The following is a 13,901-nucleotide window of genomic DNA, read 5'->3' as shown; positions in this document are numbered from 1 at the left end:
TCGGCGTCTGCTTTTGATGATGGGGGATATTGGCCAAAGAAGCGGCTTACTACGATCAAAATTCTTCGTAAGTGCTCGGATCCTGTCCCCACAACCGTCCATCCTCGCGGCTGAAGGATGAAATGACATCCATCTCCTCCGCAGTCAGCTCGAAATCGAAAATATCGAGATTTTCCGTCTGATGCTGAAGGGAGCCCGACTTAGGAATCGGAATGGCCCCAAGCTGGGTGTGCCAGCGCAAAATCACCTGCGCTCCCGTTTTTCCATGAGCCTCGGCTATTCGGACGATTTGTTCATCCTGCACGATATCATTGCCGCGCCCAAGTGGGCTCCACGATTCCGTAACGATGCCATGCTCCGCATCCTTCTTCCGCTGATATGCCTGGTCAAAGAAAGGATGAAGCTCCACCTGATTCAAACTAGGCGCTGCCCCGGTCTCTTTAATTAGACGGTCAATATGTTCGGGAAGGAAATTGCTAACCCCGATGGACCGGATGTATCCGCGTTTTTTGGCTTCAATCATCGCCTGCCAGGCTTCCACGTACACATCCTGCTTGGGATTCGGCCAGTGGATCAGATAAAGATCATAATAATCAAGATCCGCTCGGTACAGCGACTCTTCGATGGTTACGAGCGCCTCTTTGTAGGCATGGCGGCGGCCCGGCAGCTTGGAGCAAATCAACAGCTCTTCCCTGGCAACGGAGCTCCGCTTGATGGCTTTGCCGACGGCACCTTCATTTTCATAGTTAAAAGCCGTATCGATCAACCGATACCCTGCATCCATCGCGGCAGCCATGGCTTTAACGCCTTCTTCGCCTTTCAGGCTATAAGTACCGAGTCCGATTGCGGGCACCTTCAAGCCGTCATTTAGCGTAAGCTCCGGAACATTCTGATTCATTGGAAAGCCTCCTTACATAAATTTGAGTCCTCGCTAGTCCTATTATAAACCTCATTCAGGGGACATGACCCATTCATGATTCAGCTAGCTCGCATCTTTTATTTACTCTTTATAACACGAAAAAAATCCACAACCAGTAAGGCTGTGGATTTTGCAGAAAGGCGAGGGGATCTGAGCCTATGTTACAGACCCTTGCACCCTATTTCCATGAAAACTCGAACTCTCGTGATCGAAGGATGGCTAATTATATTATTTTTTATGGATCACAGGCCGAACTACCCGTGTCGTTAATACATTCAGCGTATCCCGGGTATCTCTTGCGAAGTCGAGCGGTTGATCCAGCCTTTCAAAGTGAATATACCAGAGATTCGGATTCGTAAATAACCAATGGTTATGAAGCGCGGTTACCTTGATTCCATGCTTGCGCAGCCGGGAAATAAAGGGGGTGATTTCCTTTGTCAGAATAACCGTCTCTCCCAAACATAGAGCTCAACCGTCTGGCCCAAGGCGGATTATTTTGAATTAAGAAATCCAAATTACCCCGCTTTGTAAGGAATCGGGAGATGAAATTAAAAAAAAGCGACCAGGTCCGGTCGCCTTCTAATGAATATTTTCTATCCCTGCCTCAATATCCCCGCGAAAATTCCGGGCTTTGCTTGAGTTGGACGATATCATGGCCGCTTGGATTTTGGAAGGCACGAAGCCCGAATGTCGGCGCGACTGCGAAAATATGGTCAAAAATATCCGCTTGAATCGATTCATACACTGCCCAGGTGGTATCATTGCTGAATGCATAGATTTCTAATGGCAGCCCGTTATCTCCCGGCTCTAACTGCCTGACGATCAGCGTCATTTCTTGATGAATTCTCGGATGATGCCTCAGATATTGTTGGATATATGCCCGGAACACGCCGATATTCGTAAGTTGTCTGCCGTTCACTTTGCTTTCCGTATTAATCTGGTGTTCAAGGTTGTACGCGTTGATCTCGCTTAATTTTGTCGTGATATAGTCGGTAAGGTAGTGAATTTTCTGAAACTCCTCAATCATTTCCTTGGTACAAAAGCAGATGCTGGTCGTATCGACATAGAAGCTGCGCTTGATCCTTCTGCCGCCGGATACCTGCATGCCCCTCCAATTCTTGAACGAGTCGGAGATGAGTGCATAGCTTGGAATCATGGTGATCGTCTTATCGAAATTCATCACCTTCACCGTGTTTAAGGTAATGTCGATGACGTCGCCGTTCGCATCGTATTTCGGCATTTCAATCCAGTCGCCGACACGCACCATATCATTTGACGATAACTGTACGCCTGCCACCAGGCCTAAGATGGAGTCCTTGAAGATTAGCATCAGCACAGCCGATAAGGCACCCAGCCCGCTGAGGATAATCAAGGGATTCTGACCGATGAGGTTCGAGATGACCACAATGCCGCCGACGATGTAAAGAACGATCTTCGCTACCTGAATGTATCCCTTAATCGGCCGGATCTTGGAAACCTCGAACGAACGATAAATGGCATCAAACGCATTGAGCAGCGCATTAAATACCATGATCGTTACGATAATCATATAAGTCATGGCTGCCTTTTCAATCAAAGTTTGATAGGACGGAAAGATCGACGCCGAATAATAGATGATGATTGCCGGCACCAGGTGCGAGAGCTTATGAAACACTTTTTTCTCCACAATGATATTGTCCCACGTATATCGATTGTTATTGACAATGTGAATGATGATCTTCAGCACAATCTTTTTGGTTATAAAATTGGCCAGTATGGAGACCACAGCTATAAACACGATCATGATCAGATTCGAAAGATACCCTACCGTTAGTTCGCTCATGCCATATCCGTCTAGTTGATTTCTGATAAAATCCATTGTTGCCTCCTAAAGCCTTGTTTACTATATGAGTATGAACTTGATGCACTGCCTAGTACGTAAAATATTCGTGCTGTCCACACCTCATTTCGTTCAACTTATATAGCCTACTATTATAAAGTAGATTGAGACCCGAGGTAAAGGACACGGATTTGATGGTTATATGTACCATATCTCTTTTAGCTATCGCCTTCTTATGGCATAGATGGAACAAGACGATCACGAATTTCTAGCTGACCCCGATGCCCCGTCACCGCTTCTCCATGGTCAACCTGATTGTCTTCTTCAGTTAGCTTCAGGCGAAGACTAGCCAGCGTATTCCACTAAAGTTGAATCCTCATTACAGCTCTTAAACGATGGAGAGTGAGAGAACGTAGTTAGTTGAAATTCAAATTCATAATTGTATAATTGTTATAACGATTGAATATGCTGATAAGGAGAGAATCTTTATGAATAGGATGGTTGTGATGGAACGAAAAGTGACCAAATTCGGCAACAGTTTAGGTATAACCATGACTGACGCTTTGAAGCAAATCGGATTGGATCAAGGTGATACAGTCAGCATTGATGTTAGCCCGGAAACAGGAGAAATTATAATCAAGAAGTCAACAAGAGTCTCATTACCTGAAGGAATTAGCGCAGACTTCATGGATACTTTAACAAATGTTATTGAGGAATACGATCAAACACTGCAAGGACTCAAAGATAGATGACTTCAACTCGTTATTTATCCGTCCAAGAAGTCATTGCTATTAATGTATCGATGATTCAACGCTACAGTCCTGGTGAACAAATCGGGGTAAAGGAACCCGGGTTGCTCGAATCCGCTGTACTACGCCCTCAGTCCTCCGCTTTTGGGGAGGAGGCTTATCAGATCGTGTTCGAAAAGGCTGCGGCTTTGTTTGAGTCATTAGGGCAAAATCATCCTTTCTACAATGCTAATAAACGCACCGCTTTTACAGCACTTGTCATATTCCTGCGTTATAATGGCTGGTATTTTAGGATGAACCCAAAGAAAGCCGAGGATTTTACGGTAGATATGGTTAATCATAAGCATCAGTTTCCCGACTTAGCAGCTACCATTCGGAAGCATTGTGTCCCAGTAGCCAAACCAACAGGGGAAGTATAAAAGCGACCGAACCACGGTCGCTTTTATATTCGTAAGAGGAGGCGAGGGGAGCCTAACCCTGTCTGAAGACAACACCACATAAGCTTCCACGGATGGGGTCGCCCTTTAATGTCACCCGAAAGCATTGCAGTTGAGGTAGTCATGCCCCGTGCATCCCTTTTTTGACCGACGTCCGCTCTACTCCAACTCCATATAAAAGAGATTCGCCGTGTTATCTTTTGTAATCGTATGCGCTCCTGGGGGAAGTGACACCCTGACAACACCATTCGTCATTGGATAACTCATTCCATCAATCTTGATCTTGGTTCCGTCTGCCGAATTAAACACTAATGTTAATGTGGCCGTTTCCGTAGAGGTAAAAGTAACACGGGTGGAACTCTCGATTTTCAAACATTGGGTTAGCGTCAAGCCTTTATACACCACGGTTCCCTTCGTTGTGGAAAGATTCCCTACAATATCAAAGAAATCACTTTCCAATCCGGACGTTGTAAAGTTATGAGCCCGTTCCCCTGTGGATGGCTCGGGCTCTGGCTGGGGCTCGGGATCCGGATCTACCCCGCTTGAATTCCCGCCTACGGATACGAGCCCGCTGGTGTAGCTGCGTATTTTAGCCATAAGAGCGGTGTTAAGGGCATACGACGTGTCGTCAACGGAATCATCGAATTGCCACGTGAAGTCTCCGTTATTCAGGCGTCCGGCTTGTGCGGTAACAATTTTCTCCACATCGCTGACGTTATCAATATCGGCGTTATTCACTCCCGTATCGACGGTTGTATCAAAGTTATTATAAGCCGTTCCTCCCACTAACGCTCTGTAAGAGCTTGGTACGGTTTCATTTCTTGACGAAGCCAAGTATGCATCGAATGAGGTTGCATGTGCCGGAGCTGTCCCTGTATTGGAGTTTGCATAAATCAGACTGTCCGCATCTACGATCCTATTGTTATAGGCCTTAATCACGCCTCCGTCTTCGCCCGAAAATGTCCCTTCCCCTAAAGCATCCGTACCTTGCAAGGAGCTCAGCATCGGGTATTTGGCATGTCTAAAGTAATTGGATTCCACAAAGGCCGAAGCTCCCGTTGTCACACCGACCCCATATTTTGATACTCCGTCATAGAAGTTATTATAGATGTGAACCGATGCCAATCGAATTCGTGGATGGCGGGAGTCCGAGTGATCAAACCAATTATGATGGAAGGTGACAAAGAATTCCTCCGATTCACTCAACCCGACAAGAGCCGCTTTTCCCGAATCCCAGTAGTGATTGTAAGAGATGGTAATATAGGTCGATCCTTTCTTCAGATCCGTTGAACCATCGCCCTTGGCCTGGTCGGCATCTCCTCCAGCAGTTCCATAAAATAGATCATTATTATGAACCCACACGTTGACATTTCCAGTATCCATGGAAATCCCGTCATCAGGGAACAACATGAGTCCGAGGTTTCTTACTTCCACATTCCCTACATATCTAAGGAGCAATCCCCACCCATAAGCATAAGCGTCGTCTCCGATCCCTTCGATCGTCGTATTCATTTCCGAGTAATTGTTTTTGCCTTTTACCTGAAGGTAGCCGCTGCTATTCAGCTGTCCGCTCATGTCGTCATCGGTAACCTTTCCAATAACCCGGATAGCAAGAGGGGTTGTATCATAGCCTTTTTGTCTTAGCGTCAAAATCTCGCCGATCCCCACGCCCGTTTGAACCCCGCCTGAGCTATTGATTTTCACATCAAGAGTCACGGTTCGTGCCGTCTCGGAGGTCACATAAATAACTTGTGCACCGTCTTTAAGCGTACCGTCATCATTGTAGGCACCCGAGCCTGTCCCGTATGGCGAGTCTGAGGAAAAAGCAAATCCGGATCGATCATGCGGCGCTACGGATAGGTTATTCGAAACGACACTTACCGTTGAACCGTCCGACAGCCTGGCTTCAACCTTCATCACATAATTTCCTGCTGCGAGTCCAACGGCATCTGCTCTCCAATAGGAAGGGTATTGCCGGATCAGCTCATTATCGATTTGTTGATAGCTGGAATCCGGCGCGACTGCGTTTTTAACATATACATTGTATCCCTCCGCATTACTTAGGGGTGACCATTCGATATACGCCGTTTCATTCCAGCCCCCACCGCCGATGATCGAAAGACCGGCTGCATGGACCGTTGTCTTATTCGTCCACCCTCCCGCTATGAGAGACAGTGCCAGAGAAAACAACAACACCATGCCGGTTGCCTTTGCAACGCTGTTCTTCATTTTATCTCCTCCTTTTTTACTCATCCGATGTTTGTAACCGCTTGCAATAAATTGAGCTTTCTTATCGACCTCCTCGCTTATGGACCAGGTTTTTCAAGGTCCTTATTGGAAATCAACAAATTTTGGAATTTCACCCACAGCATATCAGCTGCGAAAGCAGTTCCGAAATAATCATTTTCTCATACTTTTCACTTTCCGCGATATTCTGAGTTAATGATTACTCGTCTGGGAAATGACACTTACGCTTGAAGAACATCCTTGCCGGTAAGTCGTGAACTGCAGAAAGCAACAAATTCAAGGTGCAGATTAGGATAGTTCAGGCTTAACCGGGCGCAAACGAAAAAGCGACCGGTTAAGGTCGCTTTAGGGAGAGCTTTTAAAGCTCTCTATAGGCTGGCTGCATCATCCCTTGAGCGGGCTGATCCTCCAGGTACTCATCATATTGCGGCTGAAAAGGCTCATGGCTTGGGGGTTCCATGGACACGGACGGACGTTGATAGGGTTCATCCACGTACATGATTCTGCGCTGAATTTGCATGAGCCCATTCACGACGCGCAGCGCGACCCAGAACAGGACAAGACCAACGCCTACGTACAGCAGGTATTGCTGATTATAAGTCCAATCGATATGGAAATAACTGAACAAGCTATTCTCCAAAATATCAAGCTTCAATTCATTCATCAAAATGATATGCACGACGGGAAGAGCAATCAATCCGAGTCCCAGTGAAATCACCGTTACCATAATAACAAAGAATACGATGCCAGTAACAAACCTTAGGAATACGAGCAGCAGATTTCGAATAAATAGCGCTCCGTCAAAACCGCTCACCATTCGTTTCAACCAGTTCTGCCCAGCTACAGGCTGTTGATGGTAGGAATATGAAACGGATGGGGCAGGAAGGCCCAAAATTTGCCTAATCATGCTTTGTTCAAAGAGCACAATCCCGTTCAACAGCTTCGCTACGCCAAAGAACAGCGGTATTCCGATAAATATGGGAGTTAGACCGATTGATAATACTAGTCCTGTTATCGCTACTGTAAAATAAATAATCCCTAACGGGAGGGATAGCAATAAATAGAGGATCGTCGCGTAGGTTTTTGGTAAAAAGCACCCATTTCACCTTACCTGCCCGCGCCGTGTTCGTCGCTTCGATTGCTTTCAAATTCAAACACCCCTTTTGGCTTCATATATCACGTATCAGCGAGTTATATAAATTCATTATAACCGCCTCATTTACCTGAAATAACCGTCTTAAGGGGTATCTGAACCTAGACCTTAGACTAGGAATGGACCTGGCTCTGGTGAACTTATTTTACGGCTATTCTCAATCGGAGCTTCTGTAAAGGGTCCAATTCGAATCGTTGCTCTTTGATATATATGTAGGCGAAGGGATTGTACACCCATTCACTGAACTATCCGGGGGACCTTCATTAATGCTGATCCTTGAGGACTAAAACCGGGTATGATAAGATAAGAATAGAAATAAGGACGGATGGCAGTCCGTCCTCAGCACAACCTCTTGAGTGGGGATTCCCTCCAGGGTAATGCTTGTCCAGAGAAGTAACCCACGGTTTGCCAACCTTAAGAGTGGGTTACTTCTTTTTTCGGTCGATATAGGTCAGTAACGCAACGATAAACCCTGCGAATACGATCACATCGGAAAAAGAGAAGTTCATATGGACTCACCTCCTTTCCGGAGGAAGCCCCACCCACTCAAGGTGTGTTGTACATTCCAAATTATAGCATACAAGCTCCGTTGTTCGGGGCTTTTTTCTTTCGCCTTTACATCAGTAAAATCCTATTAAAATTGACCCGCTTTTTCAGAATTTCTCGGAGTTCTCCTCAATCCAACCATCCCTTGCTACGTGCGATATCGATTGCCTCGATCCGTGTATTCGCCCCGAGCTTCCCAATCGCCTCTGACATATAGTTCCGTACCGTTCCATAGGATAGAAACAGCTGTGCTCCAATATCTTGAAGAACTAAGCCTTGGGCAGCCAACTTCATGACTTCACGCTCCCTGGGTGATAATGGACATGGATCATCCCATACCGCGAGCGACAATTCTGAATTGATGACGCGTTTCCCATCATAGACCCGACGAATCGCATCAGCCAGTTCATCGCTGCCTGTATCTTTAAGAAGATAACCATAAACTCCTGCCTGCATGGCCCGCTGGAAATATCCGGGACGCGCGAACGTCGTCAAGATGATGACACGACAACCCAACTTATTTTTTTGAACCCATTCCGCAATATCTAACCCCGTTTTCAGTGGCATCTCAATATCCAGAACGGCTACATCGGGTTCATTCTCCTGAATCATGGACATCACTTCTTCCCCATTTTCAGCTTGACCGACGACTTCGATATCATCTTCTAACGAGAGTAACGTTGCCAATGCTCCCCTTAATAACTTTTGATCTTCTGCCAAAACAATACGAATCATCTAAGCGCTACCTACCTTTTCATTTCGTAATACCCTAGGTATATGTAAGGTGACCTCCGTCCCCTTGCCTGGGGACGAAGACAGCGACATACGACCATCGATCATAACCAACCGCTGCCGTAAACCGGCGAGGCCATTACTGCTAGTATAGAATTGATCCATATCTGCCCCAATACCGTCATCACTTACGGATACACGAACTTCCCCTTCCTGAATGTCGAGAAGAACGCTGCAACTTGTTGCTCGGCTATGACGAACCACATTTGTAATCGTCTCGCGAAAACACAGCGCCAAAATCGTCTCCTGCAAGGGTGTTAACGGAAGCGGATTGTTCACTAAGGCGTCTTGCGTCCCTCCATTAGAAGGTCTGGGATCTGAAATCGATTGATATTGGAAAAAAAGCTGTATGCCCGCTGCTGAACATAACGATATAGCATGCTTATATTCGTCAGCGAGATATGTAACTTTCATCTCCGTAACCAATTCTCGCATTTGTTTCAAGGCTGCGCGTGCCGTTTCTCGTATTTCACGAGCCTCTGTTATCGCTCTCTCGGGTTGACGATGGACCAATTTCTCAACGACCTCACCTTTTAGTGCGATTAATGACAGCGTATGTCCCAATGTATCATGTAATTCACGTGCGATCCGCTGGCGCTCCTCCTGCTGTGCCATTCGTTCAGCCGTTTCTGCCCGCAGCCGCGCAGACTTCTGTTGAAATCGGGTCGAAGTTCGAATAATATACGGCAGAATACAGATGCCAAACATAGGCACCAGCCCTATCCATACTAGGCTGCCCATCAGGTCCAAGTAAGGAACAGCGATAAATCCCATAGCTACAGTGAAAACGATCGTTATAGAGAGTAACATCGGCAGCTTTTGTTTGCTCAGCGGAGCAGCGATCATAAAACCCATAAACGTATACATAGGGTGAAATACAGCTGCTAAAATCAAAAGTATACCCACCTGAACGATCAATATTGGCGTGGCCCACTTTAAATAAAAGTAGGATTGTCGAAACAATAGAACGAATATGCCTAACAGAACAAAGCCAAGCCACTGTATACTTGACGGCTCATAGAGTAGAAAGTACATGGGTATCATTAAATTTGTTAACAAAATATAAGGAGCGACTCCTTCCGATTTTGGAAAGAGACGCCACTTTTCTCTATTCAATTAGACCGCATCCCGTCGATTATAGATATAGATTGATAGTAGCATAAAGAGGAGACCGCATCCTGTCAAAATTATGAAATCGATGCTTGCTGGATTTTTTCCAGCGATCATATTCCACGCCCCATTGGCGTAACGGTGAGATGGAAGCCATTCCCCGACCGATCCCATCCAGCTCGGCAAAGTACTAAGCGGCATCCAAAGCCCCCCCACAATGGCAAGTCCCATCTGTAATACATTTCCTATGGCAACGGAGGTATTCGCATTTTTAAGCGTTCCTAACAAGGCACCAAGCGCCAGAAAAGATATGCTCCCAATCCATAACCATAATCCGCATAAGATCCATTGCCCTGCTGTCAATTGTATATCATGAACAAGGCCGGCAGATAAAAAGATAACTACGATGACGATCAAGTGAACAACCATTTGCGATACAATTTTGCTGCCAATCCAGACTGCAGGGGATAGGGGAGTCAGCTTCAACAAGCGTACCCACCCGTCTTGATGCTCGAACGATAGACGGATACCGAATTGAGATACGGCTGTACCGATCAAACTGAATGCCGTCATCGACATCAATGAAAAGACACCCCAAGTTGTTGATTGAATCGATTGATCTACCCCATTCATACTCGCAAATAAAAAGTAGAAAGCAAGCGGCATCGCAATGGAGAAGAGTAAGAAAAATGGACTGCGGATAATTCGTATACTTTCTGCTTTCGTCTGAGCAACAAACATATGGAACATGGCTATTTTCCTCCTAAAAATGTTTATTATCGTATAATCGTTTATTTATTTGAGCCTGTAAGACTTCGGAATGTATCTTCTAAACTGGCGGATTGTATATCAATATCGGAAATTCCCCATTCAGACTGCATCAGTGTAAATAACAATACATCGGTCTCTTGGGCATGCAGACGAATTCGCTCGCCGTTGCACTCTGCCTTTTCTACACCAGGCAATGTGAGCCACTCCTGCTCAGCTGGCGCGTTCACCGCTCGAAATGAAACGGTTCTAAGCGCTGTTTGAGCCTTTAAACGTTCTGGAGTCCCTTCCGCAACAACCTGTCCTCTAGCGATGACTGCGATGTGATCTGCGACAGCATCCGCTTCCTCCAAATGATGTGTAGTTAAGAGCACCGTACGTCCGTCATTTGCCAGCGCTTGGATGGTGTCCCAAAAGCGGCCACGAGCCTCGATATCCATTCCGACGGTTGGTTCATCCAGCAGGAGAAGCTCCGGATTTCCCGCCAAACTCTGGGCGAAAGCTAATCTACGGCGTTGTCCTCCAGAGAGGGAGGATGCGCGCCGTTTCTGATCCGCATGGAGACCCGAAATGTCTAACAATCGCTCCAGCGACATCGGATTACGATAATAACTGCGGAACAATTGAAGCACTTCTTTCACCGTAAGTCCATCTGCTGCTTTCACATCCTGCAAAAGAGCTCCGACGCGCTGCCGCAATTCTTTTGTGCCGGACGGGACCCCCAAGACCCTGACTTCTCCTGATGTCGGCTTGATCATTCCGAGGATCATGGAAATGGTTGTTGTCTTGCCTGCACCGTTCGGTCCGAGCAATGCTGATATTTGACCTTTCTCAAAAGATAGATTCATATGATCAACGGCACAGTAATCGCCGAATTTCTTCACTAGATTGATACATTCAATCGCCTTTGTCATTTTTCCTAACCTCCGCTAATTTCTTCTTTCGTTCCTTGATGTCCTTATTATATTGAAAAAGCGCGAGAACCAATTAGTGTGGGTTGTCACAAGCCGGTTATGACAAATGTCAGAAAAAGGGGGGGCAAAAAAAGAAGGACCTCTAAAGGCCCTTCTTCAGCATTACGTGCATATGACACTCTTTGAGTGAGGTGTCTTGCTTTGCAAACTTATAGCTAAGGATTTTACACTTTTAATCGAACACAGCAAGATTATTTCGGGAAGTGCCTTAGGGCTGTTGATTATTCCTAGGACTTACGTTTTCTCCTGAAAGCTGCGCAGCTTCAATGTTTGATGATACCGTGTTTTTTTGATCGACTTCGAAAATATCGAGCAGGAACATAAAGATCGGAATCCCGAGAATTAACCCCCAGATCCCCATGAAGTGCTGGGAGAAAATAAGAACAATAAAGGTGTAGAACATCGGCAGCTTCGTTTTATGAGCATACAGCTTCGGATTTAAGAAGTATGTCTCAACTGCATGGATGATCAAAATCATGACAATCGCCCAAATGACGGTTGAGATACCGCCAATCTGGTAACCGATAATACTGATCGGAATGAAGGAAAGAACAACACCGGCTACCGGCACAAGACTTAGTAGAAAAACCATAATCGCTAGAGCGAACAAGTAAGGATAGCCCAAAATCGACAACCCGATCGTCGTTAGAATCGTGTTCAACAAGGCGATCATTAATTGAACCTCGATCACTTTACCAAAGGAGGAGGTGAATTTTTGGCCAAAATATTTAAACTCATTGTAAGCCCAGCTTATTTTGCTTTTGCTCAACTTATCTGTAAAGTCATTGACGGTTTTCTTCTGGATTAAGTAGAAGTAGCTCAATACAATAACAAAAATGATAACCTCCGCCCACTTGCCTAGCTTCAGAATATAATTTAGTGCCTGGCTTCCGTATTGCTCTAATTCCAGCTTACTAAGTGCGGAGGAGACAAGCGCAGCAATTTCATCTGACTGAGGTGTATTTAGAAATCGGATAATGGAAAAATACAAATCAGAAATTTGACTAATGAGCTTCGGAACATAATGGAGAATTCCGTAGACAAGCCCAAATATTAAAGCCGCATACAATACCGTATTAACGACAATAGGCGATATAGGAAACAGCTTAGATATTTTCTTCGTAATATATTGCTCGAGGCGTCCCATGACGAAGGTAACAAGAAACAGCAATAACAGCAAATTGAGCATATCTCTCAAGCTATACAGCAATAAAACGACTAGTAGGAGGAATAGAATTCTTCTTACTATATTGTTAGCAAAAAACTCCCGCAAAAAATTCATTCGCTTCCCTCATTTAACTATATTTTAGTTATCTAATCATTTACGGAGTTCAACTTAGACAGTTCAATTATATATGAAGATTGTTACATTATGAAATGTCGGCACTTAAGCAATAAAACACATGCCATTTCTACTGCCCAAGACACATACAATGACGGCAAATGAATAGGTGGATTTGCATTTGGGTAGAGGTGGCTGCCCCCTCCCCAAGTAATAAGAAAGCAAACCCTTCTACAAAGAACATGTTGAATTCAGACTGAAGCTACAGTAAAAAAGCGACCAATTAGGGTCGCTTTTTTACTGTATGTATGGAGGCGAGGGAGGTCGAACCTCTGTCCGAAGATAACGACAACACAAGTTTCTACAGATGTAGTCACAGTTTTAATGTCGGCAAAATTAAGGAGCGTGTCACGATTCCTGCAAAGACTTCGGTCGGTCGAAACAACAATTCTAGACCTTTACTCAAGTGTCCCCTTTTTTCATGGGGCGATGTCTGTAATTAGCGATAAAGATACGCCAGCACAGCTTTATAAGATTCGGAACAGCGCGTGCGTTTTCTTTGAGATAGGACCATGCCGGACGGTTTCCACGTTTCGTATTGCATTCGCTGCATGAAGCGATCAGGTTGTGGGGAAGATCCGAGCCGCCTTTGCTTGAGGGGATAATATGGTCTACTGTCGTAGCGTGCCCCCCGCACCACAAACAAGTGTGATGATCTCGTTTCAGTGCAGCTTTTCGATAGCCCCGGAATAAGAAAGGATTATAAAGCAATTGGATGGTCTGCTCATCAATCCAGACAGCTCGCGATCGCTCAACTTCCCGCCAAGCCCGATGGAGCAAACACGGGGTTAGCTGTTGACCATCCATATTGAGCACCGTTATCAATCGATCCTCTCCTTCATGACTATGATTCATCGATTTCACTCCATCTGTAAGACATGCTCTAGCCTATAGTATTAATATAAAACAAAAACACCATCCTCATGCGGATGGTGTGTTTCATGATGGAGGCGAGGGGAGTCGAACCCCTGTCCGAAGATAACGACAACACAAGTTTCTTCGGGTGTAGTTACGGTTTTGATGTCACCCTAGAGACTCCATTCGA

12 protein-coding genes and 1 pseudogene are annotated in these 13,901 nt (G+C 45.5%); 2 read left to right on the top strand and 11 right to left on the bottom strand.

The features are described from left to right. Positions 1 to 55: 55 nt before the first annotated feature. The 3 genes from NST08_RS01430 to NST08_RS01420 form a co-directional block, all read right to left on the bottom strand. Entirely contained in the window at positions 56 to 898 is an 843-nt protein-coding gene (locus NST08_RS01430) for an aldo/keto reductase (RefSeq protein ID WP_213613336.1), read from the bottom strand. A gap of 249 nt (positions 899 to 1,147) precedes the next feature. Continuing rightward, entirely contained in the window at positions 1,148 to 1,378 is a 231-nt protein-coding gene (locus tag NST08_RS01425; protein WP_341341365.1) for a DUF1259 domain-containing protein, read from the bottom strand. Between the two features lie 145 nt (positions 1,379 to 1,523). Then, a complete protein-coding gene (locus NST08_RS01420) occupies positions 1,524 to 2,777 on the bottom strand; it encodes a mechanosensitive ion channel family protein (RefSeq protein ID WP_341341364.1) in 1,254 nt (417 codons plus the stop codon). 449 nt (positions 2,778 to 3,226) lie between these two features. Between NST08_RS01420 and NST08_RS01415 the strand changes: the two genes are divergently transcribed. Together NST08_RS01415 and NST08_RS01410 are read left to right on the top strand one after the other, a co-directional pair. After that, positions 3,227 to 3,490 carry an AbrB/MazE/SpoVT family DNA-binding domain-containing protein gene (locus NST08_RS01415; protein WP_007132682.1) on the top strand — a complete coding sequence of 88 codons (264 nt, stop codon included), beginning with the start codon at positions 3,227 to 3,229 and terminating at the stop codon, positions 3,488 to 3,490. Continuing rightward, positions 3,487 to 3,906 carry a type II toxin-antitoxin system death-on-curing family toxin gene (locus NST08_RS01410; RefSeq protein WP_213613338.1) on the top strand — a complete coding sequence of 140 codons (420 nt, stop codon included), beginning with the start codon at positions 3,487 to 3,489 and terminating at the stop codon, positions 3,904 to 3,906. Before NST08_RS01415 ends, NST08_RS01410 begins: the two co-directional genes overlap by 4 nt. A 177-nt stretch (positions 3,907 to 4,083) precedes the next feature. On the opposite strand, the gene NST08_RS01405 is transcribed toward NST08_RS01410, so the two are convergent. The 8 genes and pseudogenes from NST08_RS01405 to NST08_RS01370 form a co-directional block, all read right to left on the bottom strand. Further along, positions 4,084 to 6,153, bottom strand: coding sequence for a pectate lyase family protein (locus tag NST08_RS01405; protein WP_213613339.1), 2,070 nt, complete (start codon positions 6,151 to 6,153; stop codon positions 4,084 to 4,086). Positions 6,154 to 6,529: 376 nt separating this feature from the next. Beyond that, a pseudogene (locus NST08_RS01400) lies at positions 6,530 to 7,319 on the bottom strand (sensor domain-containing protein). A 680-nt stretch (positions 7,320 to 7,999) separates the two neighbouring features. Next, the gene (locus NST08_RS01395; RefSeq protein ID WP_007132686.1) at positions 8,000 to 8,605 is read right to left on the bottom strand and encodes a response regulator transcription factor; all 606 of its coding nucleotides are present in this window, start codon (positions 8,603 to 8,605) and stop codon (positions 8,000 to 8,002) included. Beyond that, positions 8,606 to 9,778 (bottom strand): sensor histidine kinase, encoded by a 1,173-nt coding sequence (locus NST08_RS01390; RefSeq protein ID WP_341341363.1) that lies wholly within the window; start codon positions 9,776 to 9,778, stop codon positions 8,606 to 8,608. Then, complete coding sequence (locus tag NST08_RS01385; protein WP_007132688.1) at positions 9,779 to 10,522, bottom strand: ABC transporter permease; 744 nt, start codon at positions 10,520 to 10,522, stop codon at positions 9,779 to 9,781. It abuts the gene before it with no gap. A 41-nt stretch (positions 10,523 to 10,563) separates the two neighbouring features. After that, positions 10,564 to 11,454, bottom strand: a complete 891-nt coding sequence (locus NST08_RS01380; protein WP_007132689.1) for an ABC transporter ATP-binding protein — start codon at positions 11,452 to 11,454, stop codon at positions 10,564 to 10,566. Positions 11,455 to 11,722: 268 nt separating this feature from the next. Continuing rightward, positions 11,723 to 12,796 carry an AI-2E family transporter gene (locus tag NST08_RS01375; RefSeq protein ID WP_341341362.1) on the bottom strand — a complete coding sequence of 358 codons (1,074 nt, stop codon included), beginning with the start codon at positions 12,794 to 12,796 and terminating at the stop codon, positions 11,723 to 11,725. A gap of 462 nt (positions 12,797 to 13,258) precedes the next feature. Further along, positions 13,259 to 13,711: an HNH endonuclease gene (locus NST08_RS01370; protein WP_007132691.1), complete on the bottom strand. Its 453-nt coding sequence runs from the start codon at positions 13,709 to 13,711 to the stop codon at positions 13,259 to 13,261. Positions 13,712 to 13,901: the final 190 nt, after the last annotated feature.

It is taken from the genome of Paenibacillus sp. FSL K6-1566 (genome assembly GCF_038050475.1).
Classification (GTDB): Bacteria; Bacillota; Bacilli; order Paenibacillales; family Paenibacillaceae; genus Paenibacillus_AQ; species Paenibacillus_AQ lactis.
The sequence above is the reverse complement of the archived record's forward strand: the minus strand, read 5'-3'. Positions and strand labels throughout refer to the sequence as shown.

Coding starts and splice junctions, on each gene's coding strand:
- NST08_RS01395 (WP_007132686.1), bottom strand. CDS start 8,605: ATGATTCGTATTGTTTTGGCAGAAGATCAAAAGTTATTAAGGGGAGCA.
- NST08_RS01415 (WP_007132682.1), top strand. CDS start 3,227: ATGAATAGGATGGTTGTGATGGAACGAAAAGTGACCAAATTCGGCAAC.
- NST08_RS01430 (WP_213613336.1), bottom strand. CDS start 898: ATGAATCAGAATGTTCCGGAGCTTACGCTAAATGACGGCTTGAAGGTG.
- NST08_RS01385 (WP_007132688.1), bottom strand. CDS start 10,522: ATGTTCCATATGTTTGTTGCTCAGACGAAAGCAGAAAGTATACGAATT.
- NST08_RS01375 (WP_341341362.1), bottom strand. CDS start 12,796: ATGAATTTTTTGCGGGAGTTTTTTGCTAACAATATAGTAAGAAGAATT.
- NST08_RS01380 (WP_007132689.1), bottom strand. CDS start 11,454: ATGACAAAGGCGATTGAATGTATCAATCTAGTGAAGAAATTCGGCGAT.
- NST08_RS01370 (WP_007132691.1), bottom strand. CDS start 13,711: ATGAATCATAGTCATGAAGGAGAGGATCGATTGATAACGGTGCTCAAT.
- NST08_RS01410 (WP_213613338.1), top strand. CDS start 3,487: ATGACTTCAACTCGTTATTTATCCGTCCAAGAAGTCATTGCTATTAAT.
- NST08_RS01405 (WP_213613339.1), bottom strand. CDS start 6,153: ATGAAGAACAGCGTTGCAAAGGCAACCGGCATGGTGTTGTTGTTTTCT.
- NST08_RS01420 (WP_341341364.1), bottom strand. CDS start 2,777: ATGGATTTTATCAGAAATCAACTAGACGGATATGGCATGAGCGAACTA.